Genomic DNA, 26,303 nt, shown 5'->3' with positions numbered 1-26,303 from the left:
TCATCCTTCATCAGAGCAGGCCGAGCTGCTCCAGTTCCGGTTCGGTTCGCAGCACCGGCAATTCCGGCAAGCCTGGCAGGCGCTGCATCAGTTGCTGGTGAAAACGCCGGGCCAGTTCGGGCGCCAGGCGGTTATCGGAGGTGTGCGCGAAGACGTACGGAGCGAGTCCCTGCTCGATCCAGCCAGCGACCTTGTCCAGCCAGGGCAGCATGAAGGGATCGTTGGCCAGCAGCTCAGGGTGGCCGATGAAACGCAGCTGTGGATGCTGGCTGAACGCCGTGGGCCGGGTCGGCAGGCGCGGTTTCTTGGCCTGTGCATGGAGCACGGCGGGCTCCTGCGAGTCGCAGCTGAACAGCGCTCGCGAGTCCAGGCAGATGCGCTCGATACCGCGCTCGTGCAACAGGCGATTGAGCACACGCTCGGCATCGCCCTTGGCGAAGAACTCCGGATGACGCACCTCGACGGCCAGCGGCCAATCGCCCCAGTGCTCGATGAATGCAGCCAGCTCGGCCAACCGCGAAGGACTGAATGCAGCCGGCAGTTGCAGCCAGTAAGGCGCGACCCGCGCGCCGAGCGGCGCCAGCAACTGGCGGAAATTTTCGACCTCTTCGAGTTGCTGGCAGAGGTCGTCACTGTGGCTGATATCGCGCGGCAACTTGGCGCAGAAACGAAAGTGCGCCGGCATCGCCAGCGCCCAGCGGGCGACCGTCTGCTCGCTGGGCCTGGCGTAGAAGGTGGTGTTGCCTTCTACCGCGTTGAACACCTCGGTATAGCGGCCGAGAAAATCCGTGGGACGCGTGTCCTGCGGATAGAGCGTGGCGCGCCAGGCCGCTTCGCTCCAGGATGGACAACCAAGAAAATAGGGAAGCGCAACACTCATCGATCTATGCAACGGACCAGGCTGAGGGGCGTGAGCCACGCCGTGAAACGGAGTTACGCGTAGAGATCGAGGCCGAGCACTTGCTGCGCATCGTACTCATTAGCGTAGGCAGCGGTGGTGCTGTAGCTGGCCAACGCCTGAGCAGCACGATTGCTCAGCGCGGGCTGTTGATAACCCAGGTCCTGGGCGCGGGACGGCAGGCTATCGCTATTACTGCTGCTGGCCTGCACGCGACGAATCTGTGGGGCTTGCTCGAGACCCTGGCTGCTCGCCGGGGCAGCTGGCTGCTCACGTCGGGCCTCGACTTCCCGCTGCGCCTCGCGATAGGGCGTGACCGCAGTCCCCGAACGGGGGCCGCGATCTGGCGAGTAGGGAGGTAGGTAACCGTCGATCCGCATTTAGGACTGCTCGGGCTCGGCTAACAATGGACAGTGCTGGCAATGTAACGGCGAGTACCGGTCTTGGCAAATACCAAGCGGTTTTTGACGCCAAGCATCCGACAAGCTGTCATACCGGTGGTGCTTTCGGTGTGGCGACCTGGTCACGCAGGTAAACTGGCTGCGCCTGATCGGCCGGCACAGCCTCGCCGCGCGCCCAGGCGAAACGCGCCAGGTTCAGCAGGTCTTCGGCATGCGGCAGCATGCTGCCGTCCATGCTCGCGGGCTTGAGGGCGATACGCGCGGCAAAGGTGCCCCACCCCGTACCGGCACCGAACCATTCACCACTGCTACCAAGCGGCGCCTCGGCCTGTTCCGGCGGCAACACCGACTCCTGGCCGAGCAAACGCATCTCGCCTGCCTCGGCGCGATAGCAGCCCCAGTAGACCTCATCCATGCGCGCATCGATCGCCGCGGCGACCTGAGTCGCGCCCTGCTCTCGCAGCGCGCGCTGGGCCAGCACGGCCAGGTTGGAGACCGGCAACACCGGCCGCTCCAGTGCGAAGGCCAGGCCCTGTACCACGCCGATGGCGATGCGCACGCCGGTGAAGGCACCGGGGCCACGGCCGAAGGCGATGGCATCCAGCGCCGAAGCCGCGATGCCGGCGTCGCCCAGCAGCTGCTGGATCATCGGCAACAGGCGCTGCGCATGCAGACGCGGGGCAACTTCATAGTGGCTGAGCACGCGACCGTCATGCAGCAGGGCGACGGAGCAGGCTTCGGTGGCGGTATCCAGGGCCAGGAAAGTGGTCATTGCATTCGGACGGCTGAAGAAAAAGAGCCGGCATTAGACCGGCTCGACGAGTTTTTTTCCAGCGCCATGACGGCGCCCGGCCCGAGCCGAGCGACCGGTGGCGATCAGCGCGGTCTTACCAGGGCTCGACCACCGGCTCGGCCTCCCAGCCTTTGAGCGGTGCCTTGGACCAGGTGCCGTAGCCGGCATTGGGGAACACGATCCACTCCACACCCCACTTTTCAGCCTCGTCGGCAACGGTCTTGCGCTGTGCGTCGAGCGGCGTCTTGCGAAAGCGTGCATCGAAATCGTGCAGCGTGTCGCCCAGCAGCATGATGATCTGCTGATCGGCGCTGACGATGGCGCGGCGTTCGACCTTGGGCGGGCCAAGCAGCAGCACGCTGTCTTCCGACACCTGCGGCAGACCCAGCTTGTTCAGGGTGGCCAGGGTGTGTTTTTTCTGCTCGTCGGCACGGTCGGAGATGTAGCGGATGGTCACACCGAGCTTGTCGGCATGCTCGAGGAATTTCTTCGCCCCCGGGATCAGCGCCGGCGTGCCGTCGCGTTCCCAGGGCAGCCAGGTATCCCAGGCATCATATTGGTGACAGTTGGCCAGGTCGCGTGCCAGCAGTGCGCTGTTGTCGATCACGGTTTCATCGAGGTCGGTGACGATGGCCAGCTTGGAAGGATCCTTCGCCGCTGCGACGGCCTTGTCGAGCTTCTCGGTGGCGATGTTGTAAGCCTGCAACTGCAGCGCCTGGACCTCCGCGGACTGCTGCTGAAAACGCAAGCCCATGGTGAATTCCGCGACCGAACAGTCGGTCTTGCTCTGCGCGGCGGTCTCGGCAAATACCAGCGGAGTGGTCAACAACGATACCGCAAGGCCCAGCCAAATGCGTTTCTCGGTCATTTAATGCCCTCTTCCTTATAGGTTATCGACAGGCCCCGACGCAGGCCGGAGGCTTGCACCATCGATACTAGCCGACCCGTCACTCGGGACCATGCTTGAGAGCGACCACAACGTACCCGTGTTCCATAAACGACCAAGGCCCCTTTCGGGGCCTTGGTGCGATGACGGCTGGCGGCGTGGACTCAGTCCAGAGCAGCCAGGGTCTTCGCGGTGATTTCTTCGACGCTGCCGACGCCCGGAATGTGGCTGCATTTCGGCGTGCCGGTGGCGGCGGAGAGCTTCTGGTAGAAGTCCACCAGCGGCTTGGTCTGCGAGTGGTAGACGGACAGGCGATGACGCACGGTCTCTTCCTTGTCGTCTTCGCGCTGGACCAGCTCCTCACCGGTCAGGTCGTCCTTGCCGGTAACCTTCGGCGGGTTGTATTCGGTGTGGTAAACGCGCCCGGAAGCCGGGTGTACGCGACGGCCGGACAGGCGCTTGACGATTTCCTCGTCGTCGACGGCGATTTCCACCACGTGATCCAGGGCTACGCCGGCATCGCGCAGCGCTTCGGCTTGCGGAATGGTGCGCGGGAAACCGTCGAACAGGAAGCCATTGGCGCAATCGTCTTGAGCGATGCGCTCCTTGACCAGGTTGATGATCAGGTCATCGGAGACCAGACCGCCGGCGTCCATTACGCTCTTGGCTTTCAGGCCGAGCTCGGTGCCAGCCTTGACCGCTGCGCGCAGCATGTCGCCAGTGGAGATTTGCGGAATGCCAAACTTCTCGGTGATGTAGCGAGCCTGGGTACCTTTGCCGGCACCGGGCGCCCCCAGCAGAATCACGCGCATCGATGTGCTCCTCAAGAGTTATGTAGTAATCGGTCGGACTCGCCTCGTGGGGCCAATCTCTTGAATGTTGTGCGGCAGCCGCAGCGGCCAAAAAGGCTGCTCAAGATACACAGCGCACCCCAGGCGCACAAGCCGCCAAAAGTCGGATAAAAACCCTCCTCGCGGCGGCCTGCACCCCGTACACGGCGCTGGCCGCACACCTTTGCGCCAGCGCACTGGATCCCTCAGCCGGTGTTGCGCAAGCCCGCTGCGATGCCCGCAACACTGACCAGCAAGGCCTGCTCCAGCGGGCTCTCCGGCACCTGCTCGCGTTGCCGGCAGCGCGCCAGCAACTCGGCCTGCAGCAGGTGCAGCGGGTCGAGATAGGTGTTGCGTACGCTGATCGATTCGAGGGTTTCCGGGTTGTGCGCGAGCAGGCGCGACTGTCCGGTCAATTCCAGTACGGCGGCACAGGCCTGCGACAATAGGTCGCGTAACTGCACACCCAGCGGCTGCAGCGCCGGCTCGACCAAACGCTCGTCATACAGCGCAGCAATACTGGCGTCGGCCTTGGTCAGCACCATCTCCAACATATCGATGCGCGTGCGGAAGAACGGCCAGTGCTCGCGCATGTCCTTCAGCAGTTCGGCATCACCACCCGCCAGCGCCTGCCCCAACGCCTGCTCCCAGCCGAGCCAGGCCGGCAGCATCAGTCGCGTCTGGGTCCAGGCGAAGATCCACGGGATCGCACGTAGGCTCTCAACGCCGCCCTCACGCCGCTTGGCCGGGCGACTGCCCAGCGGCAGCCGGCCCAGTTCCTGCTCCGGTGTGGCCTGGCGGAAATACTCGACGAACTGCGGATGCTCGCGCACCACGCCGCGGTAGGCCTTCACACCCACATCGGCGAGGCGATCCATCATCGCCCGCCAGCTCGGCTGCGGCGCAGGCGGCGGCAGCAGCGTGGCTTCCAGCACGGCAGCGAGATAGAGGTTGAGGTTCTGCTCGGCGATATCCGGCAGGCCGAACTTGAAGCGGATCATCTCGCCCTGTTCGGTGGTCCGGAAGCGTCCCGCCACCGAGCCCGGCGGTTGCGACAGAATGGCCGCATGGGCCGGGCCACCCCCACGCCCGACGGTGCCACCGCGACCGTGGAACAGGAGCAACTCGACCTGATGCTCGCGGCACAGGCGCACCAGCTCCTCCTGCGCACGGTACTGAGCCCAGGCAGCGGCGGTGGTACCGGCATCCTTGGCCGAATCGGAATAACCGATCATCACTTCCTGCGGGCCATGCAGGCGCGCGCGATAGCCGGGCAAGCCGAGCAGACGATCCATCACCGGCCCGGCGTGGTCGAGGTCGGCCAGGGTTTCAAACAGTGGCACCACGCGCATCGGCCGGCGCAACCCGGCCTCCTTCAGCAGCAGTTGCACTGCCAGCACGTCGGAAGCGGCGCCGGCCATGGAGATCACGTAGGAGCCCAGCGAGGCAGCGGGAGCAGCAGCCACCTCACGGCAGGTGGCGAGGACCTCGGCGGTATCGGCCGAAGGGCGATAGTCGCTCGGCAGCAACGGCCGGCGGCTGTCCAGTTCACGTTGGAGGAAACCCAGGCGCGCCTCTTCGTCCCAGTCGGTGTAGCGACCAAGGCCGAGGTAATCGGTGATTTCCGACAGCGCCGCAGCGTGCAGGGCGGAGTCCTGACGCACGTCGAGCCGCACCAGGAACAGACCGAAGGTCGCGGCCCGGCGCAGGCAATCGAGCAACGGGCCGTCGGCGACCACGCCCATGCCGCACTGATGCAGCGACTGGTAGCATAGCTGCAGCGGCGCCAGCAGATCGCGGTTGTCCTGCAACACCGAAGGCCCCGCAGCGATATCGACGGTCAGCGCCTGCTGCGCCCAGCTGCGCGTCTCGCGCAGGCGTTCGCGCAGATGCTTGAGCAGTGCGCGGTATGGCTCGGCGCTGTCGCCCACCTGCGCGCGCAGCTCATCGCTGGCCTGCTGCATGGACAGCTCGGCCGCCAGGTGATCGACATCGCGCAGGTACAGATCGGCCGCCATCCAGCGTGCCAGCAGCAGCACCTCGCGCGTTACCCGCGCCGTGACATTGGGGTTGCCGTCGCGGTCACCGCCCATCCACGAGGCGAAACGAATCGGCGCGGCCTCCAGCGGCAGGCGCAGGCCGGTGGCGGCCTCAAGGCTGCGGTCGGCACGACGCAGGAACTGCGGCACGGCCTGCCACAGCGAATGCTCGATGACGGCAAAGCCCCACTTGGCTTCGTCCACCGGACTGGGCCGACTGCGGCGGATTTCCTCGGTGTGCCAGGCCTCGGCGATCAACCGTTGCAGGCGTTCGACGATGCGCTCGCGCTCTGCCGGCGACAGATCGCTGTGATCCAGTGCCGTGAGCTGTGCGGCGATGGCATCGTATTTCTGAATCAGGGTACGCCGCGCCACTTCAGTGGGGTGCGCAGTCAGTACCAGTTCGATGTCCAGACGCCCAAGCTGGCGCGCCAGCTCGTCGCTGCTTTGTCCCTCGGCGAGCAGACGCTCGAGCAACTCGTCCAGCACACGCAGCTCGAAAGGTTCGGCTTCGCCCGCGCGGCGGCGGCGCACACGATGCTGCTGCTCGGCGATATTGGCCAGATTGAGGAACTGGTTGAACGCCCGCGCCACGGGTAACAACTCGTCGTCACCGAGGTCGCCCAGGGTGCTGGTCAACTGCTCGACATCCGCATCGGTGCCGCTGCGACCGGCCTTGGCCGCCTTGCGTATGCGCTCGATCTTGTCGAGAAACTCGTCGCCCAACTGGGTGCTGATGGTATGCCCGAGCAGCTCGCCGAGCAGGTGCACCTCTTCACGCAGGCGCGCATCTATTTCCGCCATGTCGCACTCCTTCTGCTGACCATTGTCAACAGAGTGCCCAGCGCGCCAACTTCTTACAAGGGTGCGACCTGCACCCAAGTGGGGCTGAGTGCTGGGTCTAGGCTTGTTGACAGGCGCAGAGGAATGTCCAACCGGCATTGCCTGCGCCCCCGTAAGGAGCGACGACATGAGAATTCGCGAACTGGCAAAACATTGGGAACAGAATGCCAAGGGGCACCTGACCCCGACCCGCTACCACATCCATCTGGATGTCGAATCGGCCGCACGCCTGGCGGCGCTCACCGAGATGTACCCCAAGCACCACAGCGAAGAATTGCTCGGCGAACTGATTGGCGCGGCACTGGAAGAGCTGGAAGCCAGCCTGCCCTATGTAAAGGGCAACAAGGTGGTAGCGCTGGATGAACAGGGCGACCCTCTCTACGAGGACGTCGGGCCGACACCGCGCTTTCTGGCGCTGTCGCGCAAGTACCTGCGCCAGCTCAATGAGTCGGCCAAGGGCACAAGCCACTGAGCGCTCGTTCGATATAACGTTCAAATTCGCGTACTTAGGCCATGGAAGCGCCGTTACCGAAACGCTTCTAGGCAACAACGGCAGCAGGCTGCCCGGCTTCGGCGGAGCGCTCGCTGCGGCCGTGTTCGGCCTGAAAAAAACCTATCGACGCCCACGAACTACAAGGGGAGATGAATCTTTTTTGCACGTGCTCTCGGTCTTAGGGGGCGGGCGTAGAGCTTTCAATACCTGACTAAATGGTCATGCCTGAAATCATAAGTAGGCTGTCTTTTTTTCTGAACCATTCAAGAAAAGTTCAGGTCCCAACTGCAGGCCCCTCGTGGCAAGCCAGCGTCGCCAACGGCCTTGGCGGACGCATAGCACGTTGGGTCATTTGCCACGGATATCGTCATTCATAGGAGTGTTTCAAATGGAGTTAGCCACCATGAAGACCCATACCGATAAAGCCCCACGCAGCCGCCTGCAGGGGATCAAACTGGCTGCACTGGTGCTGGGCAGTAGCCTGGTACTCGCCGGCTGCGCCGGTAACCCACCGACCGAGCAATATGCCGTGACGCAGTCTGCCGTCAACTCGGCGATCAGCGCTGGCGGTACCGAGTTCGCTGCAGTGGAAATGAAGTCTGCGCAGGACAAGCTCAAGGAAGCCGAGCTGGCCATGCACGAGAAAGAGTATGACAAGGCCCGCCGCCTGGCCGAACAGGCCGAATGGGACGCCCGCGTCGCCGAGCGCAAGGCCCAGGCCGCCAAGGCCGAGCAAGCCGTGCAGGACGCCCGCAAGGGTGTCGAGGAGCTGCGTGAGGAAGGCATGCGAAACGCTCAATGAGCGCCTTGCCACCCACCCATTCGCTGAAAGATCAAAGGATGAACGCCATGCGTAAACACGTGATGATCCCCGCCCTTCTGGCCCTGAGCGTTGGCCTCGCCGCCTGCTCGCACCAGCCCAACGCCAACCTGGAGTCGGCGCGTAGCAACTTCTCCTCGCTGCAGAGCGATCCGCAGGCGACCAAGGTGGCCGCACTGGAGACCAAGGAAGCCCAGGAATGGCTGAACAAGGCCGACAAAGCCTACATGGACAAGGAAGACGAGAAGAAGGTCGACCAACTGGCCTACCTGACCAACAAGCGTGTCGAGGTGGCCAAGCAGACCATCGCCCTGCGCACTGCTGAAGCCGAGCTGAAGAACAGCTCCGCGCAACGTGCCAAGGCCCTACTCGATGCCCGCGATGCGCAGATCCGCAAGCTGCAGGACAGCCTCAACGCCAAGCAGACCGAACGCGGCACGCTGGTGACCTTCGGTGACGTTCTGTTCGACTTCAACAAGGCCGAACTCAAGAGCAGCGCGCTGCCCAACGTCACGCAACTGGCGCGCTTTCTCCAGGAAAACCCGGAGCGCCAAGTGATCGTCGAGGGCTACACCGATAGCGTCGGCTCGGCCAGCTACAACCAGGGCCTGTCCGAGCGTCGCGCCGAGTCCGTGCGTCGTGCGCTGATTCGCGCCGGCGTAGAACCGACGCGCATCGTCGCTCAGGGCTACGGCAAGGAGTATCCGGTTGCGGACAACGCCAGCGATTCCGGTCGTGCGCAGAACCGTCGCGTGGAGGTGACCATCTCCAACGACAACCAGCCGGTGGCACCGCGCTCCTCTGCTGGCGCCTGATCACACCGCTGCAATGAAGAAACCCGCCTGATGGCGGGTTTCTTTTTGGTTGCTGACCTTACTGCTCCAACTGCGGAGTCTCCTGGCCCATGCAACGCACGGCCTGCTTCCTGTTATCCACCAGCACGCCGGTCAGCCCCTTCTGCTGCAGGTCGAACAGCACCACTACGCCGTCGATGCATTGCGCCACCTGATCGGCCGGTTTCAGTGAAACCTTGTAGTCCTCGCCGGGGATGGTCTTGAGCATGGTGAAGTCGGACAGCAGCAAGGCATCTTCCGGTTTGGCGAAATGCACGTAGCCGTAGTACCAGAGGACGCCGACGGTGCCGACGATGCTGGCGACGCCGGTGAGGATCAGTGGAATGGGATTGCGTTCGGTCATTACGGACTCTCTGTTGCGGATTCGGTGGCCGGCCCCAGCCGTTCGACGTAAGCCTGCGGCGCGGCGAAGAACGCCAGCAGCGATTGACGCCAGGCGGGCTCGGCGAAGGTTTGCACATGCGGCCCACGGGTCGCCTGAAAGGCCCGCAGCGGGTGCGCAGCTTGATACAAACGCTGGCCATTGGAAAGCGGCACGATCGTGTCGTCAACACTGTGATAGATCAGCAAAGGCGCACCGGCGAGTCGATCAATGCTCGCAATCGCGCTGTCGCCGTCCGGCACCAGCCAGGACAGCGGCACCTGCAGCGGCCAGGTCAGCCAGGATTTGCTCAGGGCATAGCGGCCGACATCGCGGTAGCTGGCCGGCACACCATCGAGCGCGATGGCCTGCAAGGTAGACTGGCGCTCGGGTTGTTGCGCCAGGTAATGCACACCGAGGGCACCGCCAAGGCTCTGCCCCAGCAGGAACAGCGGCTTGCCCTTGACCTGCGGCGTCTGGTCGAGCCAGGTGAAGGCCGCGTCGATATCCTGATAGACCTCGGGCAAACGTGGCTTACCTTCGGACAGGCCATAGCCGCGGTAATCCAGCATCAACACCTGGTAGCCCTGCTCCGGCAGCCAGTGCACCCCGCCCAGGTGCCAGGCCAGGTTGCCGCCATTGCCATGCAAATGCAGCACCGTGCCCTTGACCGCAACACCAGACTTGGCCGGCAGCCACCAGGCGTGCAACCGGGTGCCGTCGGCGGCACGCAGTTCGATATCGCGGTATTCCAGGCCGGCGCGTTCAGGGGTGATCGGCAGCCCCGGCTCGGGGTAGAACAGCAGACCGCTGCAACCGGCCAGCCACAGGCTGGCCAGCACAAACGCCAGCGTCCTCAGGCTACTTGCCACCGGCACGCACCTCTTCACGGGCCTGTACGGTCGCCGCATAGACGCGCTCGGCCAGGCGCGAGAACGGCAGGCTCTGAATCCACACCGTGCCGGTGCCCTTGAGCGTCGTCAGCAGAATCCCTTCGCCACCGAACAGCATGCTTTTCAGCCCGCCGGCCAGGGCGATGTCGTAGTCTATGCCGCTGCTGAAGGCCACCAGGCAACCGGTGTCCAGGCGCAGGGTTTCGTTGTTCAGCTCCTTGCGGATCACCGTGCCGCCGGCATGCACGAATGCCAGGCCATCGCCTTCGAGCTTCTGCAGGATGAAGCCCTCACCGCCGAAGAAACCGGCACCCAGGCGTTTGGCGAAACTGATGCCGATACTGGTGCCGTGCGCGGCACAGAGAAAGGCGTCCTTCTGGCAGATCAGCCGGCCGCCGATCTTCGCCAGGTCGATGGGTACAACCGTGCCCGGATAAGGCGCGGCGAAGGCCACTCTTGCCTGACTTTTTCCGGCATTGCTGAAGTGGGTCATGAACAGCGACTCGCCGGTGAGCATGCGCTTGCCGACGCTCCACAGCTTGCCCAGCAGACCACTGGACGAACCATCGCCCATGCGCGTTTCGAAGCGCACACCCTCGGTCATATAGTTCATCGCCCCGGCCTCGGCGATCACCGTCTCGCCAGGGTCGAGAATGATCTCCACCGATTGCGCCGAAGCGCCGAGGATTTCGTATTCGAGTTGATGACTGGGCACAGGGCGGTCTCCAGGGCTTCCCGGATTTCATCCGGGCTACGGCAGCGGTGCGCGCGGCGCACCTACATGCGGCGTGATTCAGAGAATATTGGCGTAGTCCGCCTCGATGCGATCCAGGCTCAGGTGATTGAGGAAGTTGGAGAAGCACATCCAGGCCGACAGCGCGTTCATGTCCTGGAACTGCGGCGGCAGGTACTTGGGCGGCAGCACCAGGCCCTCGTCCACCAGCTTGCGCAGTGTGCGCATGTCTTCCAGGGTGGTCTTGCCGCAGAACAGCAGCGGGATTTGCTCCAGCTTGCCTTTGCGCACCGCCAGCTGGATGTAGTTGTAGATCAGGATGAAACCCTTCAGATACGACAGGTCCTTGGTGAACGGCAAGCCACTAGGCACGGAACCGCGGAAAACCCGACTGGCATTGCTGTAGCCGCCTTCCAGGCCATAACCCTGCTCGCGGAAGAACTCGAACACCTCGAGGAAATCCGCGCCCTCCTCGGCCATGTGGATGGCGCGGGTGCGGTTTGTCAGCTTGCGCAGGCGGGTCGGATAGGAGGCGAAGGCGATCACCTCCATGAGGATCGCCAGGCCTTCCTGGGTGACGGTCGACGAGGGTGGCCCCTTGGCCAGGAAGGTGCAGATCGCCTGGTTCAGGCCGTTGAGCGTGGTGCCGACGTGCACCAGGCCTTCATGCACTTCCAGCGCCTTGACGTCGCGCTCGTTGAAGCGCGCATCGCTGCGGATCTTGATGTAGTCGGCACCCGCCGCAGCGTCGGCGAGGATGCCGTCGGATTCGAATACGCGGATGGTGTCATCACCGAAAACACCGGCCAGGCGCTGCTGCAGGATACTCACCGCGTCACTGGCGCCAAGCACCTTGGGCTCGTCTTCCAGATCACCACGTGCGGCGATGTTGTTGAGGTAGTCCGAGAGCATCAGGCCGAGGTCGGCGAGGGTCGGGTCGCCGGCGTGGAAGGCATCGGAGGCCGAGCCGTAGAGTTCCTGGCTGATCAGGCCGAAGTCCTCGGTGCCGCGCGCTTCGAGCATGCGGATGACCATGCGGTATTCCTTGCACATGCGCCGCATGATCTGCCCGACCGGGTTGAACTGGCCGAGCTGGCGGGTGATGTCGCGCTCGATGTTCTGGAATTCCAGCTTCTTCGCCGCCGCATCGAAGGCCAGTGGCCGGTTCAAGTAGTAGTCACGATCCACCGCTGGCGCTTGCTTGCCCTTGGCCTTGAGAAAGCCATCGCGGATGCCGTCGTCCCACTTCACCGCATCGAGCACGCGAATGGGGGTTTGCGCTTCGACGATGCGGTCGCTGAGGACGCGGATGCAGAGTTGATAGTCGTCCAGTTTTTGCTGGCTGTTCATGGCAAGTCCTATTCGGCCACCCGCTGGTAACGCGCAACTTCGACGAACAGGTCGGCGTTGGCCGGGTCGTCGAGGTAGGCGAATACCTTGTCCAGCGGGCTGGTGATCAATGCGCCGTCCGCTTCGGGCATGACAACGGTCTGCCCTTCCAGCAGGCCCTTGTTCATGTCCTGCAGGATGCGGTCGGTGTCGAGGTTGTACAGCACCAGCTCGTTGTCACGGGTCAATTCGAAACCGGCGATGGCGAAGTTGGCGCCCAGGCTTTTCGGCAAGCCCGCCGAGAGATACCAACGGCGGCCATGATGGGCGACGGTGAAGCCGAACTCTTCGAGGCTGCTCACGTTATCCGGGCTGCCTTCGTAGATGCGTGCTTCATAAAGATTGGAGCCGGCGCGTGTGATTTCCAGATACAGCTGATCGCCCCACTCGTCCTGCCGGGTCCACTCGCCCAGCAGCGGAATGGGCGCGGCCTCGTTGGCCGGGATCGGGTCCTTGAAGGTGACCAGGCAACCACTCAACAGCAGGAATGACAGGGCGACCAGTACGCGCCAGGCTTTCATTACGCTCTCCTTGTGCAGGCCGTTCGACCCGGTGGTCGACGGTTACAGCCCCAGAACCAGATTCATGTAGCGCTTAAGGATGGCCAGCATTTCCTGGCTGTCCAGATGATCCACGCCATCCAGCAGGCCCTGATACTCCATCCGCACGATGGTGGCCGTCAACAACACGGCATCCTGCTCCGGTTGGCGCGAGCCCAGCACCTCGAAGAAGTGCGTCACGCCCTGCTGCAGGATCTGCCGGTGGGCCCGCACCAGTTCGCGCAGGCGCGGGTTGAGCAACGCTTCCTGCTGGAACGCCTGCTCGGCGATCAGGTGATCGCGACGCTCTCGCAACTGGCGCTGCACGTACTGCACCGCCAGCTCGGCGATCTCCTCAGCCAACTGCCGACGCGCCTGCTCGCTGCCGTCCAGGCGACCGACCATCTCCTCCAGCTTTCCCCGGGTACCGGCCCAGAATGCCGCCATCTGCGCCGCACTGCGTTCGACGAACAGGGCGAAGGTATCGGTGATCAGGTCATCGATGTCTTTGAAATAGTAGGTCGTGGCCGACAATGGCACCTGCGCCTCGGCGGCTACCGCGCGATGGCGTACGGCGCGCACGCCCTCGCGCACGATGATGCGCATGGCGGCATCGAGAATCGCCTGGCGGCGCTGCTCGCTGCCCTGACGACTGGCCTTGCGGCCTTGGTACTGGACGCTTTCGGCAACGGCATTGGCAGCCTGGGTGGCATTCGGGGACGCAGGTACGGAGCTCACGATAGGTCGTTCCTCTACGCTCTGGTGATGGCAAGGAGAGTAATGGGTTGGACAGACAACCAAAAGACTCCGTTTCGCTTGCCAGCCCGCCACCCGGAGAAATCACGCCGAATGATGGAGTCACAGACAGCAAAAAGCCGCCCGAAGGCGGCTTTTCGTATTACCGTCAGGCCTGCGGGCGCATATGCGGGAACAGGATGACGTCGCGGATCGACGGCGAGTTGGTCAGCAGCATCACCAGGCGGTCGATGCCAATGCCTTCACCGGCGGTGGGCGGCATGCCGTATTCCAGGGCGCGCACGAAGTCGGCGTCGTAGTGCATGGCTTCGTCGTCACCGGCGTCCTTCTCGGCCACCTGGGCGAGGAAGCGCTCGGCCTGGTCTTCGGCGTCATTGAGCTCGGAGTAGGCGTTGGCGATCTCACGGCCGCCGATAAACAGTTCGAAGCGGTCGGTGACGTTGGGGTTCTGGTCGTTGCGACGGGCCAGCGGCGACACCTCGAACGGGTACTCGGTGATGAAGTGCGGCTGCTCCAGCTTGCTCTCCACCAGCTCCTCGAAAATCATCACCTGCAGCTTGCCCAGGCCTTCGTGGCCGAGCACCTTGGCGCCGGCCTTCTTGGCGATGGCGCGGGCCTTGTCGACGTCGTTCAGGTCAGCCTCGGTGATGTCCGGGTTGTACTTGAGGATCGAGTCGTACACCGACAGGCGCACGAACGGCTCGCCGAAATGGAACACCTTGTCGCCATACGGCACGTCGGTGCTGCCCAGCACGGCCAGGGCCAGTTCGCGGAACAGCTCCTCGGTGAGGTCCATGTTGTCGCGGTAGTCGGCGTAGGCCTGGTAGAACTCGAGCATGGTGAACTCGGGGTTGTGTCGGGTCGAAACGCCTTCGTTACGGAAGTTGCGGTTGATCTCGAACACTTTCTCAAAACCACCCACAACAAGCCGCTTGAGGTACAGCTCCGGGGCGATACGCAGGAACATGGCCATGTCCAGCGCGTTGTGGTGGGTCTCGAACGGCTTGGCCGCTGCGCCACCGGGGATGGTCTGCAGCATGGGGGTTTCTACTTCGAGGAAACCGCGCTCGTTGAGGAAGCGGCGGATATGCGCGATCACCTGCGAGCGTACGCGGAAGGTGTGGCGTACTTCCTCATTGACGATCAGATCGACATAGCGCTGGCGATAGCGCTGCTCGGTGTCGGTCAGGCCATGGTGCTTGTCCGGCAGCGGGCGCAGCGACTTGGTCAGCAGACGCACGTTCTGCATGTCGACGTACAGGTCACCCTTGCCGGAACGTGCCAGGGTGCCCTCGGCGGCAATGATGTCGCCCAGATCGAAATGCTTGACCGCTTCCAGTTGCTCGGCCGGCAGGGTCTTGCGGTTGACATAGACCTGCAGGCGACCGGAGGTGTCCTGCAGCACCATGAAGGCACCGCGGTTGAGCATGATGCGACCGGCGATCTTCACCGGGATGGCAGCGGCCTCCAGCTCTTCCTTGCTCTTGCCCTCGTACTGTTTCTGCAGGTCGGCGCACAGGCTGTCACGGCGGAAATCGTTGGGGAAGGCAATGCCCTGCTCACGGACGGCAGCAAGCTTTTCCTTGCGCTGGGCAATCAGCTTGTTTTCTTCCTGTTGCAGTTCGTTCTGGTCGAGTTGTTGGTCGCTCATGGTCGCTTTATCTGCCTGGCGTTTCGTACAAAATTTGAGCAGGCGCCGGCTGTCCGACGCCTACGGATGGGTTACTGAGCTTACAGGCCCTGCTTGAGGCTGGCCTCGAGATAGCCGTCGAGGTCGCCATCGAGCACCTTCTGGCAGTCACTACGCTCGACACCGGTACGCAGATCCTTGATGCGCGAGTCGTCGAGCACGTAGGAGCGAATCTGGTGCCCCCAGCCGATGTCCGACTTGCTGTCTTCCAGCGCCTGTGAGGCGGCGTTGCGCTTCTGCATCTCCAGCTCGTACAACTTGGCCCGCAGCATCTTCATCGCGGTGTCCTTGTTGGCGTGCTGCGAACGTTCGTTCTGGCAGGCCACCACGGTGTTGGTCGGCACGTGGGTGATACGCACCGCCGAGTCGGTGGTGTTTACGTGCTGACCACCGGCGCCGGAGGAGCGGTAGGTGTCGATACGCAGGTCGGACGGGTTGATCTCGATGTCCACCTTGTCGTCGATTTCGGGGGAGACGAACACCGCCGAGAACGAGGTGTGACGACGCGCACCGGAGTCGAACGGGCTCTTGCGCACCAAGCGGTGCACGCCGATCTCGGTACGCAGCCAGCCGAAGGCGTACTCGCCCTTGATGTGCACGGTGGCGCCCTTGATGCCGGCGACTTCACCCTCGGACAGCTCGACGATCTCGGCACTGAAGCCGCGCTTGTCGGCCCAGCGCAGGTACATGCGCAGCAGGATGTTGGCCCAGTCCTGGGCCTCGGTGCCGCCGGAACCGGCCTGGATATCCAGGTAGCAGTTGTTCGGGTCCATCTCGCCGCTGAACATGCGGCGGAATTCCAGCTTTTCAAGAATTTCGCGCAGGCGCTCGACTTCGGCGACGATGTCGCTGACCGCGCCTTCGTCGTTCTCTTCGGCAGCCATTTCCAGCAGATCCTTGGAATCGGCCAGGCTGCCGGTGAGGTCGTCGATGGTTTCGACGATCTGCGCCAGCATGGCGCGCTCACGGCCCAGGGCTTGGGCGTACTCGGGCTTGTTCCAGACGCTGGCGTCTTCCAGCTCGCGGTTTACTTCGACCAGACGATCATGCTTGTGATCGTAGTCAAAGATACCCCCGAATTGACTGGGTACGTTCGGACAGGTCCTTGATGGCGTTGAGGATCGGATTGATTTCCATGGTAGTCGGCGCTCGCGGCAAATCGGACGGAAAAGCCGGCGATTATACCCAAACGCAGCTCCGCTGGCAGCCTGTCACGGCCCGCAGGTCGCATAACTCAGCTCTAAGGGCGAACTATACTTGCGCCCAAAGTTTCATAAGAATGGCAATCTCGGAGCCCCATCCATGCCCTTCTCGCACAGTCTACGCAGCCGCTTCGCCCTGATCATCGCCCTGCTTGTGGCCGCACTTACCTGGCTGCTGGGCACACTGATAGGCGAATACAGCAGCGAGCAGATTCGCAAAGAGGTAGGTCGGGATATGGCTGAGCAGACCTACACCATGGTCGATCGCCTAGATCGCGACATGGCCGGGCGCGCCGCCATGCTAAGGGTACTGGCCAGCCTGCAGACCTTGCGTGAGCCGCAGGACCCGAAACAGGTCAGGCACCTGCTCGACAACCTGCAGAGGGAGGTTCCCAGCTTCGCCTGGATTGGCCTCACCGACGCACAGGGCACCGTGGTGGCGTCCAGCAATGGTGTGCTGGAAGGTGCCAGCATCGCCCAGCGACCGGTCTATATGGAGGCGCAGAAAGGACTGTTCATCGGTGACGTACACGAAGCGGTGTTGCTGGCAAAATTGCTACCCAACCCCACTGGCGAGGCGATGAAATTCGTCGATATCAGCTTGCCGATGAGCGCCGACCGCGGCAAGCCTGTAGCTGTACTCGCGTCGCACCTGTCATGGCGCTGGGCCGACGAAGTGCGCCAGGCAATCTTGGCTCCCATACAGAAACGCCGCAACGTCGAGTTCTTCATCATTGGCAAGGACCGCAGCATCCTCCTTGGTCCAAGGGAAATGATCGGCCAGTCGCTGCAGTTGCCTGCCCTGGAAGGTCTGCGTCCTGGGGCCAGCCACTGGGCCGTGCAGCGCTGGCCGGACGGCACCGAATATCTGACCGGCATGACTCTCAGCCAGGGCTATCAGGACTACCCCGGTTTGGGCTGGACGGTGGTAGCGCGCCAGGACCTCGAACTCGCCTACGCCCCGGCACGCTCGCTGATGCTGACCATCCTGATGTGGGGTGGCGGCCTGGCCGTGGTATTCGCCCTGGCCGGCTGGATGCTCAGCGGCCACTACACCCGCCCGCTGCACGACATCGTCGAGGCCGCCGATCGCCTCAGCGCCGGCCAGATCAGCGAGATTCCCGAGCTGCACGGGAGCCGTGAAATCGCCCAGCTGAGCCAGTCGATTCGCAAACTGGTAGAACGCCTGACCCTGCAGAAGCGCGCACTCGTCGCCATGGAGAACCTCGCACACCAGGACCCGCTGACCGGGCTGCCAAACCGTCTGGCTCTGGAGAAATGCTTGCTGCAGGCGCAGCAGCTCAGCACGCAGCAAGGCAGTTGCCTGGCATTGCTCTACCTGGATCTGGACGATTTCACGGCGATCAACGAGGTGCACGACACGACCTTGGGTGACCACCTGTTGCGCGAGGTAGCCCAACGCCTGCGCCGCGGCCTACGCGACGGCGACATGGTGGCACGCCTGGGCGGAGACGAGTTTCTCATGGTGCTGCAGGTGCCCGAGCGAGAGGCTCGCACGCAGGCGCAGCATATTGCCGAACGCACCTTGATCACGGTGCGCCAACCGGTCAGTCTGGAAACCGCTCTCGTCAGTATTTCGTGCAGCATCGGGGGCGCAGTCTGGCCTTTGGATCACGAAGATCTCGGCAGCGCTCTGGATCTAGCCGATCAGGCCCTGCATCGGGCCAAACAGGACGGGCGCAACCACGTCCGGTTCCAGGACGAGTCGACCGAGGCCTCATGACCTCAGCGCATCCTCCTTAATCATCAGCGCGGCCTTCTCCGCGATCATCAGCACCGGCGAGCAGGTATTGCCCGAGACGATGGTCGGCATGATCGACGCATCGACCACCCGCAAGCCGGCGATACCGTGCACGCGCAATCGAGCATCGACCACCGCACCCTGCCCCTGCCCCATCGCGCAGGTGCCCACCGGGTGGAAGATGGTGGTGCCTATCTCCCCCGCTGCCCGCTGCAGATCGGCCTCGCTCTGGTAATCCGGCCCCGGCTTGTATTCCTCGGGCCGGTAGCCGGCCAGGGCAGGTGCAGCGACGATGCGCCGGGTCAGACGGATGGCATCGGCCGCCACCTGCAGGTCGCGCTCGTCGCTCAGGTAGTTGGGCTGGATCGATGGCGCGACGGCAGCGTCAACCGAAGTGATCGCGACACGCCCACGACTGTGCGGGCGCAGGTTGCACACCGAGGCAGTAAACGCTGGGAAGTCGTGCAAGGGCTCACCGAAGCGTTCCAGCGACAGCGGTTGCACGTGGTATTGCAGATTGGCGCGCGCCTGGCCGGGGTCGGATTTGGCGAAAGCGCCCAGCTGGCTGGGCGCCATGGACAGCGGCCCGCTGCGCTTGAGCAGGTATTCCAGGCCCATGCCCAGCTTGCCCCAGGGCGTGGCGACGATGCGATTGAGGGTCTTTACCCCCTCGACCCGGTAGATCAGCCGCAGTTGCAGGTGGTCCTGCAGGTTCTCGCCAACGCCTGCCAGCTCATGCTTCACGCCGATGCTAAGGCGCTCGAGCAGCGGCCGGGGGCCAATGCCGGAACGCTGCAGCAAGGCCGGCGAGCCGATGGCACCTGCGCATAGCACGATCTCGCGGCGCGCCCTGACCCGCACGACCTGGCCCTGCCAACGCAGATGCAAGGTGCTGGCGCGGCCGTCCTCCAATTCCAGGCGCTCGGCTTCAGCACCGGTCAGCACGTGCAGATTGGCGCGCCGGCGTATGTCACGTAGAAACGCCTTGGACGCATTCCAGCGCACGCCGCGTTTCTGGTTGACCTGAAAGTAGCTGCAGCCTTCGTTGTCGCCGCCATTGAAGTCATCGACGCTGGCTATGCCTCTCTGCGCCGCTGCCGCACGAAAGGCTTCGAGAATTTCCCAGGACAGGCGCTGGCGCTCGACCCGCCACTCGCCGTCGCCGCCATGCAGGTCGCTGGCGCCGGCAAAGTGATTTTGCGCGCGTTTGAACAGCGGCAGCACGTCGCGCCAGGCCCAACCGGCATTGCCTGCAGCCGCCCAGGCGTCGTAGTCACCCGCCTGACCGCGCATGTAGATCATGCCGTTGATCGAGGAACAGCCGCCGAGCACGCGCCCACGCGGGTACTTGAGACTGCGACCGTTCAGGCCGGGATCGGCCTCGGTGCTGTAGCACCAGTCGGTACGCGGGTTGCCGATGCAGTAGAGATAGCCGACCGGGATATGAATCCAGGGATAGTTGTCGCGCCCGCCAGCCTCGATCAGCAGTACGCTGACGCCCGGGTCGGCAGACAGCCGATTGGCCAGCAGGCAGCCGGCCGGGCCGGCCCCCACGATCAGGTAGTCATAGGCATCCAGGGGCGCTTGCGACATGGGCATCCTCGCGTGTCGTTCTTGTCGTTGGCCTTCAGCCTAAAACAAGCCGAGCGCGAGAATGAATGATCTTTTCGTCTAAACGCGCTGCAACTCGACCCGCACCTGTGCCTCCAGCTCGCTCTTCAGCGCCGACGGCAACTGCAGCTGGCGCGCCAGCTCTTCGAGGTAGGCACGCTCCATGAAGTGCTCCTCGTCCACCATCAGCACGCTGGCCAGGTACATTTCCGCGGCCATTTCCGGCGTGGTGGCGGCACGCGCGACATCGGCCGGGTCCAGCGGCTTGTTCAGTTCGGTGTGCAGCCAGGCCTGCAACTCGGCGTCCTGCGCCAGCTTGCCCAGTTCCTCTTCGATCAGCTGACGCTCACGATCATCGACATGGCCATCGGCCTTGGCCGCCGCCACCAGGGCCTTGAGAATGGCGTGGCTGTGCTGCTCGGCCTGCGGCGCCGGCAGGCGATCGAGCGTCTGCGGCTCGACCGGCTGCGCCCCGCCCTGCTGGGCCTGTTGCGCCTGCCAGTTGCCGTAGGCCTTGTAGGCCAGCACGCCAAGCGCGGCCAGGCCGCCATAGACCGCCACCTTGCCACCGACCTTGCGCACCCGCTTGTTGCCCAGCAGCATGGCCAGCGCAGCGCCGCCACCGGCGCCCTTGAGCATCGAGCCGAGATCACCGCCGCCGCTCTTGCCCGCGCCACCGCCGAGCAGGCCACCCAGCGTGCCACCAAGCCCGGAAGAGGCTCCGCCAGCGCCTTTCTGTTGCAGCAGGTCCTGACCGGATTTGAGCAGTTGATCGAGCAAGCCACGGGTATTCATCGCGCATTCTCCTGAGGAAATCTCGCCGAGTGTAGGCCTCGGCCATTGGCCCGGCAGCTAGCCGAATGCTTCCAGATATTACCGCCGGGGCCGCTTGACAGCCGCGCCAGCGTCCAAGCACCATCGCCGGACGATTCAGGCAACGGGCTGTTCTTCATGTACGCCACCTTCGACCACCAAGCACTGCTCCCAGGTTCCATCGCCTGGCAGTGCGCGTGCGTCGTCGTTGCCAAGAAATCCAAGAAACAGTCGCTCATTTGACCGGGGCGTGCTGTCCCGTCAGATGGGCTGACAGGACAAGCGCCAGATTGAAGATCCCCCTCCCGCTCGTATCCCGCACCCTCCCTGACGGCGACCAAGACGGTCAGTCGCAAGGAGTTTCGCATGTCCGCTTTTCAAGGTATCTGGGTGGCGCTGGTCACCCCCTTTCACAACGGCGAGATCGATTTCGCCAGCCTAGACCGGCTGACGGCCAAATTGCTGAAGGACGGTGTCGCGGGTTTCGTGGTCTGCGGCACCACTGGCGAAGCCGCCGCACTGAGCCAGGCTGAGCAACTGGCAGTGCTGGATGCCGTGCTCCAGCGCGTGCCGGCAGAGCGTGTGATCATGGGCCTGGCCGGTAACCAGCTGAGGGCTTTGCTCGATCTGCAACGGGAAATCCAGCGCCGCCCGCTGGCCGGTCTGCTGGTACCGGCGCCTTACTACATCCGTCCGTCGCAGGCAGGATTGGAGCACTTCTTCACCACGCTGGCAGACGCCGCCGAGGTGCCGCTGGTGCTCTACGACATTCCCTACCGCACCGGCGTGCGCATCGAGCGCGAGACGCTGCGACGCATCGTCCGTCATCCCAATATCCAAGCCATCAAGGACTGCGCGGGCGATGCCGAAACCACCATGGCGCTGATCGCCGACGGCCAGGTGCAGGTGCTGGCCGGCGAGGACGTGCAGATCTTCAATACCCTGTGCCTGGGTGGCGCGGGTGCCATCTCGGCATCGGCGCATATTCGCGCCGACCTTTACGTGGAGATGCAGCGATGTGTGGCTCAAGGCGATCTGCAGGGCGCCCGGCAGTTGCACTACCGTCTATTGCCCTGGATGCAGGCGGCGTTCAGCGAAGCCAACCCGGCAGCCGTAAAGGCGGCCCTGGCCTTGCTGGAACTGACCCACGACGAGGTACGCGCGCCGATACTGCCCTGCTCGCAGGAAAACCGCGAACGCCTGCGTCAAGTGCTGGCCACGTTGGCGGATTAGCTAATGCACTGCCCCGCCTTAACGCGGAGCGATATGCGCCACCATCAGTTGCACCGTTTCGTTGCCGCGGAACTCGTTGAGGTCGAGCTTGTAGGCCAGCTCGGCCCAGCGCAGCGTCGGGTTGGGCCAGACGTCGCGGTCGATGTTGAAGGCGATGCCGTCGAGCTGCACGCTGCCGCACTCGGTCTTGAGCACCAGCTTCAGATGGCGCTCACCGACGATGCGCTGACCGACGATCTGGAACACCCCATGAAACAGCGGTTCGGGGAAATGCTGGCCCCAGGGGCCGGCGTTGCGTAGGGCACGGGCCAGCTCCAGGTGGAACTCGGTGGCGTCGAGCTGACCGTCGGACAGCAGGCGGCCGGTCAGGTCGTCCTCGCAGAGCTGACGCCGCACCTCGGCGTCGAAGGCGGCGGCGAAGGCACCGAAGTTGGCCTCCGGCAACGACAGGCCGGCAGCCATGGCATGCCCGCCGAACTTACTGATCAGCCCCGGATGGCGCGCCGCCACGGCGTCCAGCGCATCACGGATATGCAGCCCCGGCACCGATCGCGCTGAGCCCTTGAGCATCCCCTCACCCGCATCAGCGAAGGCGATGGCCGGGCGGTGGTAACGCTCCTTCAGACGCGAGGCAAGAATGCCGATCACACCCTGGTGCCAGTCCGGCTCGAACAGGCACAGGCCGAACGGCATGTCGTCCAGCGACAGATCCTTGAGCTGGGCCAGCGCCTCGCGCTGCATGCCCTGCTCGATGGCCTTGCGGTCCTGGTTGAGCTGGTCGAGCTGCACCGCCATGTCGCGGGCCAGCGCCTCGTCGTCGCAGAGCAGGCATTCGATGCCCAGGCTCATGTCGTCCAGACGCCCGGCCGCATTCAGTCGCGGGCCGAGGATGAAACCGAGATCGGTGGAAGTGATGCGCCGGTGGTCGCGCCCAGCCACTTCGAGGATCGCCCGCAGGCCCGGGCGCGCACGGCCGGCACGAATGCGCGCCAGGCCCTGGTGCACCAGGATGCGGTTGTTGGCATCCAGCGGCACCACGTCGGCCACGCTACCCAATGCCACCAGGTCAAGCAGTTCGCCCAGATTGGGCTCGGCACGGCTGGCGAACCAGCCGGTCTCGCGCAGGCGCGCGCGCAACGCCAGCAGCACGTAGAACATCACGCCGACGCCGGCCATGGCCTTGCTCGGGAAGTCGCAACCCGGCTGGTTGGGGTTGACGATAGCGTCGGCCGCCGGCAGTTCCGGCCCTGGCAGGTGATGGTCGGTGACCAGCACCTTGAGCCCCGCCGCCTTGGCCGCGGCCACGCCATCGACGCTGGAGATGCCGTTGTCCACGGTCAGCAGCAGGTCGGGCTGACGCTCCAGCGCCACGGCGACGATTTCCGGGGTCAGGCCGTAGCCGTATTCGAAGCGGTTCGGTACCAGATAGTCCACATGCGCCGCACCGAGCAGGCGCAGGCCAAGCACGCCGACCGAGCTGGCAGTGGCGCCGTCGGCATCGAAGTCGCCGACAATCAGGATGCGCTGGCGTTGCGCCAGCGCCTCGACCAGCAGCTCGACGGCGGCGTCGATACCCTTGAGCTGCGGGTAGGGGATCAGCCGCGCCAGGCCCTTGTCGAGCTCCTCGGCGGACTGTACGCCACGGGCAGCGTAGAGACGGGTGAGCAGCGGCGGCAGGTTGCCCAGGTCAGGCAGTTGCGTGGGTAAGGGACGGGCTTCGATACGCATGTTGGGTCTATTTCAGGTGAGACGGGGTTTGTCTCCCCTCTCCCATTTATGGGAGAGGGGCTGGGGGAGAGGGTTCATCCAGCAACACCGAGTCGCCGAGATCCCCCTCTCCCTAGCCCTCTCCCCGAGGGGAGAGGGAACTGACCGTAGCCCGGATGCAATCCGGGTTAGGCTTCAACGCTCGCCGGCCAGATTCGTAGGGTGGACGACGCTTCATCCGTCCACCTTGCGCACTTGTGGTGGACGAAAAGAGCGTCGTCCACCCTACGCTACTCATCAAGCTCCGCGTTCGCCAGCCAGCCACTCCAGCGGAATCTCGTGCTGGCCGCGCTCGTCAGTGACGAACAGTTCGCCATCGCTGATCATCACACTCCAGGACAGCGAACGCGGTAGGTCCAGCGCGAGGTCGGCCAACGCCTCCTGCCCCAGCGCGACCACGTTGATATTCTTCAGGCTGCGCACCGGGTCGAGGCACTTGGTCTGCCACACCCGCAGGTTGCCGTAGGCCACCAGGCTGAACTTCTCGGTACGCCGCGAGCACCAGGTGATGCGCTCGCTGTCCGGCTGGCCGACCTCGATCCAGTGCAACACGCGATCGTCCAGGCTCTTTTCCCACAATGCCGGCTCGTCGACATCCGACAGGCCACGGCCGAACGCCAGTTGCTCGTGATAGAACAGCGCATAGGCGATCAACCGCGCGGCCAGGCGTTCTTCGGTTTCCGAGGGGTGGCGCGCGACGGTGAAACGCAGGTTCTCGTAGACGCTGCGATCCATGTCGGTGAGGTTGAGCTCGATCTTGTAGGTGGTCGATGGCAGGGCCATGGCGGGCTTCTTGGCTGGTCGAAAGAGCGCAAGTCTACCGTGAATCGCTACCTTGATGCCGACGCTGGAATGAACGGTTTGGCAAATGGCGCTGCGCGCGGTTGTCAGCATGAGGGGTGATCCGTATAAAGCGCTACGCCGGGCCGTTCTGACGGATGCCCCAAGGGAAAGCGTGCCACAAGGAGGTTTCATGGAAGTTTTCGCGATTCTTTTAGTCGCGTCGATATTGGCGATCATCGTCGGCGCCGTGCTGGCGTCGCCAGCAGATGGAGGACCAGAGCCTCGCCTGGCCATTGTCGGAACCCCTGCGCAACTGACGCTGACCGAGGTCGCCCAGGTCAACCGCATCGCCATGCTGCGCATGCTCGCGCCGGAGCTGGCGCTGCAACTGGCCGCACGCCTGGAGGGCGACGCCTGGCAGGTCGTCAACGCGCCTCTTTATGCAACGCTCTGGCACCTGCACCGACGGGATGAGGCACAGGCGCTGCGTTCGCGCCTGGACAGCCATCACCGCCAGCAGGCATTGATCACGCTACTTCAGGAGCTGGTCGACGCCGGGCGAGCCGGAGAGGCCGTCGCCCTGCTTGAGCAGCTCGGCGAGGAACTGCCAGAGGAACCGCTATTGCGCGCGAGCCTGCTGGCCGCTCAAGGTAAATCGGACGAGGCCCGTGAAACCCTGGAAGACCTGCTTGGCAGCGGGCAGCTTTCCGAACTGCAATGGCTGGATCTCGCTCGCCAGCAACGCGAACAGGGCGATCGTGAGGGGGCCCGCCGCAGTCTGGAACAGTTCTGGACGCTCAAACAAAGCGCCGATGCGCAGGACATGCTGGGTCTGGACCTGTGCGCAGGCGAGCTGGCTCGCCTGGGCGATATCCAGCGCCTGCTGGAAAGCGCCGCGACGCTCAGGCTTGAGCGCGACAATCCGTTCATTGCCGCGCTGATCGAAGCCGGCCTATTCGAGCAGGCCATCGAGCAGATCGAACGCCTCGATATTCTGTGGCGCAGCGCTTCCTACGAACTACTGCTCGATACGCTGCTGCAGCGCGGCTACCTGCAGCAGGCCGAAGAGCTCATCACCGCGGCGGATGAGAGCGTGCAAGAGCGGCTGCTTCTACGTCTGCTCAGATGGCGTTTCGATCACGGCAAGGCCGACGGCGTGCAACAGGATATTGAGCAGTTTGCGCGCCACGAAACCCTGCGCATCGATCTATGCCTGTCACTCTGGAAGCTCTATCGGCAGAGCCACGCCGAAGTCGCCGCCTGCCTGCTCGACCAGGCCGAGCAGCGCGTCGAAGCCCTGCCTGACGGCGAGGAACGTGACCAGCTGCGCCTGTTCGTGATCGAGGCGCAACTGGAGATTCAGCTCAGCCAGCCCGAGCGCCAGCGCAACAGCTACGAGCTGCGCCGGGCGCTGGAGGAAATGCAGCGTCTTACCGACCGCCAACCGCTGTACAACCAGATGCTCAACCTCAAGCAACGCGCTCTGCTGCTACAGCGCCTGGGGCGCCTGGACGACGCGCACGCCCTACTGAATGCCGTGCATCTCAAGCTGCAAAATGTCGAACTGAACGAGGCGCTGGATGAGTACGACCTGGCCCTATTGCAGGAGGGTCTGGCCATTGCCTACCTGCGACTCGGTCGCCTTGAGCAAGCGCTCGCACTGCGTGCCAACATCCAAACCGATCACAACGTTGCATCGGAATGGCTGCAAGTGCTGGTCGAGCAGGATCACCTCGAGCATGCAGTGGAACATCTGAGCTACATGGACCTGTTCGACGCAGAGCAGGCACTCGACAAGCTGCTGACGAAACTGCAGGAAACCGAGGATGAAGTGGCCATCGCGCTGAATCACCGACTGCTCGACAGACTCACGAGCGATGATTTCTGGCCGCGCCCCGCGGCTGCTTGAAGCAC

At 63.9% G+C, this 26,303-nt stretch carries 24 protein-coding genes; 6 read left to right on the top strand and 18 right to left on the bottom strand.

The window, feature by feature from the left end; all coding sequences use genetic code 11:
- Positions 1-10 precede the first annotated feature (10 nt).
- From B3P22_RS16260 to ppc, 6 genes are all read right to left on the bottom strand, one after another.
- Positions 11-880 (bottom strand): DUF72 domain-containing protein, encoded by an 870-nt coding sequence (locus B3P22_RS16260; RefSeq protein ID WP_296271693.1) that lies wholly within the window; start codon positions 878-880, stop codon positions 11-13.
- Between the two features lie 53 nt (positions 881-933).
- Positions 934-1,278 (bottom strand): hypothetical protein, encoded by a 345-nt coding sequence (locus B3P22_RS16255; protein ID WP_296271692.1) that lies wholly within the window; start codon positions 1,276-1,278, stop codon positions 934-936.
- A gap of 109 nt (positions 1,279-1,387) precedes the next feature.
- On the bottom strand, positions 1,388-2,071 hold the full coding sequence (gene tsaB / locus B3P22_RS16250; RefSeq protein WP_296271691.1) for a tRNA (adenosine(37)-N6)-threonylcarbamoyltransferase complex dimerization subunit type 1 TsaB: 684 nt from the start codon (positions 2,069-2,071) through the stop codon (positions 1,388-1,390).
- A 115-nt stretch (positions 2,072-2,186) separates the two neighbouring features.
- The gene (locus B3P22_RS16245; RefSeq protein ID WP_296271690.1) at positions 2,187-2,960 is read right to left on the bottom strand and encodes a 5'-nucleotidase, lipoprotein e(P4) family; all 774 of its coding nucleotides are present in this window, start codon (positions 2,958-2,960) and stop codon (positions 2,187-2,189) included.
- A gap of 182 nt (positions 2,961-3,142) precedes the next feature.
- The gene (gene adk / locus B3P22_RS16240) at positions 3,143-3,790 is read right to left on the bottom strand and encodes an adenylate kinase (protein WP_197856275.1); all 648 of its coding nucleotides are present in this window, start codon (positions 3,788-3,790) and stop codon (positions 3,143-3,145) included.
- A gap of 224 nt (positions 3,791-4,014) precedes the next feature.
- Positions 4,015-6,651, bottom strand: coding sequence for a phosphoenolpyruvate carboxylase (gene ppc / locus B3P22_RS16235; protein WP_296271689.1), 2,637 nt, complete (start codon positions 6,649-6,651; stop codon positions 4,015-4,017).
- A 166-nt stretch (positions 6,652-6,817) separates the two neighbouring features.
- Between ppc and B3P22_RS16230 the strand changes: the two genes are divergently transcribed.
- From B3P22_RS16230 to B3P22_RS16220, 3 genes are all read left to right on the top strand, one after another.
- On the top strand, positions 6,818-7,162 hold the full coding sequence (locus B3P22_RS16230; protein ID WP_275545914.1) for a pilin assembly protein: 345 nt from the start codon (positions 6,818-6,820) through the stop codon (positions 7,160-7,162).
- Between the two features lie 409 nt (positions 7,163-7,571).
- The gene (locus tag B3P22_RS16225) at positions 7,572-7,985 is read left to right on the top strand and encodes a DUF4398 domain-containing protein (protein ID WP_197856278.1); all 414 of its coding nucleotides are present in this window, start codon (positions 7,572-7,574) and stop codon (positions 7,983-7,985) included.
- A 47-nt stretch (positions 7,986-8,032) separates the two neighbouring features.
- Positions 8,033-8,818 carry an OmpA family protein gene (locus B3P22_RS16220; protein ID WP_275545915.1) on the top strand — a complete coding sequence of 262 codons (786 nt, stop codon included), beginning with the start codon at positions 8,033-8,035 and terminating at the stop codon, positions 8,816-8,818.
- Between the two features lie 58 nt (positions 8,819-8,876).
- Here B3P22_RS16220 and B3P22_RS16215 read toward each other — a convergent pair whose 3' ends face one another.
- From B3P22_RS16215 to prfB, 8 genes are all read right to left on the bottom strand, one after another.
- On the bottom strand, positions 8,877-9,200 hold the full coding sequence (locus B3P22_RS16215) for a hypothetical protein (RefSeq protein ID WP_197856280.1): 324 nt from the start codon (positions 9,198-9,200) through the stop codon (positions 8,877-8,879).
- Positions 9,200-10,090 (bottom strand): alpha/beta hydrolase, encoded by an 891-nt coding sequence (locus tag B3P22_RS16210; protein WP_296271688.1) that lies wholly within the window; start codon positions 10,088-10,090, stop codon positions 9,200-9,202. The genes B3P22_RS16215 and B3P22_RS16210 overlap by 1 nt, the downstream gene beginning before the upstream one ends.
- Entirely contained in the window at positions 10,080-10,826 is a 747-nt protein-coding gene (locus B3P22_RS16205) for a TIGR00266 family protein (protein WP_296271687.1), read from the bottom strand. The genes B3P22_RS16210 and B3P22_RS16205 overlap by 11 nt, the downstream gene beginning before the upstream one ends.
- A 78-nt stretch (positions 10,827-10,904) precedes the next feature.
- Entirely contained in the window at positions 10,905-12,194 is a 1,290-nt protein-coding gene (locus tag B3P22_RS16200; RefSeq protein ID WP_296271686.1) for a flavohemoglobin expression-modulating QEGLA motif protein, read from the bottom strand.
- 8 nt (positions 12,195-12,202) lie between these two features.
- A complete protein-coding gene (locus B3P22_RS16195) occupies positions 12,203-12,754 on the bottom strand; it encodes a hypothetical protein (RefSeq protein ID WP_197856283.1) in 552 nt (183 codons plus the stop codon).
- Between the two features lie 42 nt (positions 12,755-12,796).
- Positions 12,797-13,510, bottom strand: coding sequence for a TetR/AcrR family transcriptional regulator (locus B3P22_RS16190; protein WP_197856284.1), 714 nt, complete (start codon positions 13,508-13,510; stop codon positions 12,797-12,799).
- Positions 13,511-13,676: 166 nt separating this feature from the next.
- Entirely contained in the window at positions 13,677-15,179 is a 1,503-nt protein-coding gene (gene lysS, locus B3P22_RS16185) for a lysine--tRNA ligase (protein WP_296271685.1), read from the bottom strand.
- An 80-nt stretch (positions 15,180-15,259) separates the two neighbouring features.
- A protein-coding gene (prfB, locus tag B3P22_RS16180; protein ID WP_275545916.1) for a peptide chain release factor 2 occupies positions 15,260-16,355 on the bottom strand; the annotation gives its coding sequence in 2 pieces (ribosomal slippage) (positions 15,260-16,282 and positions 16,284-16,355; 1,095 coding nt in all).
- A 165-nt stretch (positions 16,356-16,520) separates the two neighbouring features.
- Here prfB and B3P22_RS16175 point away from each other — a divergent pair.
- The gene (locus B3P22_RS16175; RefSeq protein WP_197856287.1) at positions 16,521-18,164 is read left to right on the top strand and encodes a diguanylate cyclase domain-containing protein; all 1,644 of its coding nucleotides are present in this window, start codon (positions 16,521-16,523) and stop codon (positions 18,162-18,164) included.
- Here the strand turns inward: B3P22_RS16175 and B3P22_RS16170 are convergent.
- Both B3P22_RS16170 and B3P22_RS16165 read right to left on the bottom strand, forming a co-directional pair.
- Positions 18,159-19,775, bottom strand: a complete 1,617-nt coding sequence (locus B3P22_RS16170) for a GMC family oxidoreductase (RefSeq protein ID WP_296271684.1) — start codon at positions 19,773-19,775, stop codon at positions 18,159-18,161. The two genes, B3P22_RS16175 and B3P22_RS16170, sit on opposite strands and share 6 nt — an antisense overlap.
- Positions 19,776-19,853: 78 nt before the next feature.
- Positions 19,854-20,588: a tellurite resistance TerB family protein gene (locus tag B3P22_RS16165; protein WP_296271683.1), complete on the bottom strand. Its 735-nt coding sequence runs from the start codon at positions 20,586-20,588 to the stop codon at positions 19,854-19,856.
- A 384-nt stretch (positions 20,589-20,972) separates the two neighbouring features.
- Here B3P22_RS16165 and dapA point away from each other — a divergent pair, with 384 nt between their 5' ends.
- The gene (dapA, locus tag B3P22_RS16160) at positions 20,973-21,839 is read left to right on the top strand and encodes a 4-hydroxy-tetrahydrodipicolinate synthase (RefSeq protein WP_296271682.1); all 867 of its coding nucleotides are present in this window, start codon (positions 20,973-20,975) and stop codon (positions 21,837-21,839) included.
- Positions 21,840-21,857: 18 nt separating this feature from the next.
- Here the strand turns inward: dapA and recJ are convergent, their stop codons facing one another.
- Together recJ and B3P22_RS16150 are read right to left on the bottom strand one after the other, a co-directional pair.
- The gene (gene recJ, locus B3P22_RS16155; protein WP_296271681.1) at positions 21,858-23,567 is read right to left on the bottom strand and encodes a single-stranded-DNA-specific exonuclease RecJ; all 1,710 of its coding nucleotides are present in this window, start codon (positions 23,565-23,567) and stop codon (positions 21,858-21,860) included.
- Positions 23,568-23,843: 276 nt separating this feature from the next.
- On the bottom strand, positions 23,844-24,389 hold the full coding sequence (locus B3P22_RS16150; protein ID WP_275545921.1) for a YaeQ family protein: 546 nt from the start codon (positions 24,387-24,389) through the stop codon (positions 23,844-23,846).
- A gap of 190 nt (positions 24,390-24,579) precedes the next feature.
- Between B3P22_RS16150 and B3P22_RS16145 the strand changes: the two genes are divergently transcribed.
- Positions 24,580-26,298 (top strand): hypothetical protein, encoded by a 1,719-nt coding sequence (locus B3P22_RS16145; protein WP_296271680.1) that lies wholly within the window; start codon positions 24,580-24,582, stop codon positions 26,296-26,298.
- Positions 26,299-26,303 lie beyond the last annotated feature (5 nt).

It is taken from the genome of Pseudomonas sp. UBA6323 (assembly GCF_002439135.1).
GTDB lineage: Bacteria > Pseudomonadota > Gammaproteobacteria > Pseudomonadales > Pseudomonadaceae > Aquipseudomonas.
This window is presented reverse-complemented; position numbering and strand designations above follow the sequence as displayed.

Excerpts from the sequence above, each read along its gene's own strand:
- B3P22_RS16145 (WP_296271680.1), top strand. The coding sequence starts at position 24,580 with ATGGAAGTTTTCGCGATTCTTTTAGTCGCGTCGATATTGGCGATCATC.
- B3P22_RS16195 (WP_197856283.1), bottom strand. The coding sequence starts at position 12,754 with ATGAAAGCCTGGCGCGTACTGGTCGCCCTGTCATTCCTGCTGTTGAGT.
- B3P22_RS16255 (WP_296271692.1), bottom strand. The coding sequence starts at position 1,278 with ATGCGGATCGACGGTTACCTACCTCCCTACTCGCCAGATCGCGGCCCC.
- B3P22_RS16175 (WP_197856287.1), top strand. The coding sequence starts at position 16,521 with ATGCCCTTCTCGCACAGTCTACGCAGCCGCTTCGCCCTGATCATCGCC.
- recJ (WP_296271681.1), bottom strand. The coding sequence starts at position 23,567 with ATGCGTATCGAAGCCCGTCCCTTACCCACGCAACTGCCTGACCTGGGC.
- B3P22_RS16220 (WP_275545915.1), top strand. The coding sequence starts at position 8,033 with ATGCGTAAACACGTGATGATCCCCGCCCTTCTGGCCCTGAGCGTTGGC.
- B3P22_RS16215 (WP_197856280.1), bottom strand. The coding sequence starts at position 9,200 with ATGACCGAACGCAATCCCATTCCACTGATCCTCACCGGCGTCGCCAGC.
- dapA (WP_296271682.1), top strand. The coding sequence starts at position 20,973 with ATGTCCGCTTTTCAAGGTATCTGGGTGGCGCTGGTCACCCCCTTTCAC.
- B3P22_RS16260 (WP_296271693.1), bottom strand. The coding sequence starts at position 880 with ATGAGTGTTGCGCTTCCCTATTTTCTTGGTTGTCCATCCTGGAGCGAA.
- ppc (WP_296271689.1), bottom strand. The coding sequence starts at position 6,651 with ATGGCGGAAATAGATGCGCGCCTGCGTGAAGAGGTGCACCTGCTCGGC.
- B3P22_RS16150 (WP_275545921.1), bottom strand. The coding sequence starts at position 24,389 with ATGGCCCTGCCATCGACCACCTACAAGATCGAGCTCAACCTCACCGAC.
- tsaB (WP_296271691.1), bottom strand. The coding sequence starts at position 2,071 with ATGACCACTTTCCTGGCCCTGGATACCGCCACCGAAGCCTGCTCCGTC.
- lysS (WP_296271685.1), bottom strand. The coding sequence starts at position 15,179 with ATGAGCGACCAACAACTCGACCAGAACGAACTGCAACAGGAAGAAAAC.
- B3P22_RS16165 (WP_296271683.1), bottom strand. The coding sequence starts at position 20,588 with ATGAATACCCGTGGCTTGCTCGATCAACTGCTCAAATCCGGTCAGGAC.
- B3P22_RS16230 (WP_275545914.1), top strand. The coding sequence starts at position 6,818 with ATGAGAATTCGCGAACTGGCAAAACATTGGGAACAGAATGCCAAGGGG.
- B3P22_RS16225 (WP_197856278.1), top strand. The coding sequence starts at position 7,572 with ATGGAGTTAGCCACCATGAAGACCCATACCGATAAAGCCCCACGCAGC.
- adk (WP_197856275.1), bottom strand. The coding sequence starts at position 3,790 with ATGCGCGTGATTCTGCTGGGGGCGCCCGGTGCCGGCAAAGGTACCCAG.
- B3P22_RS16170 (WP_296271684.1), bottom strand. The coding sequence starts at position 19,775 with ATGTCGCAAGCGCCCCTGGATGCCTATGACTACCTGATCGTGGGGGCC.
- B3P22_RS16245 (WP_296271690.1), bottom strand. The coding sequence starts at position 2,960 with ATGACCGAGAAACGCATTTGGCTGGGCCTTGCGGTATCGTTGTTGACC.
- B3P22_RS16200 (WP_296271686.1), bottom strand. The coding sequence starts at position 12,194 with ATGAACAGCCAGCAAAAACTGGACGACTATCAACTCTGCATCCGCGTC.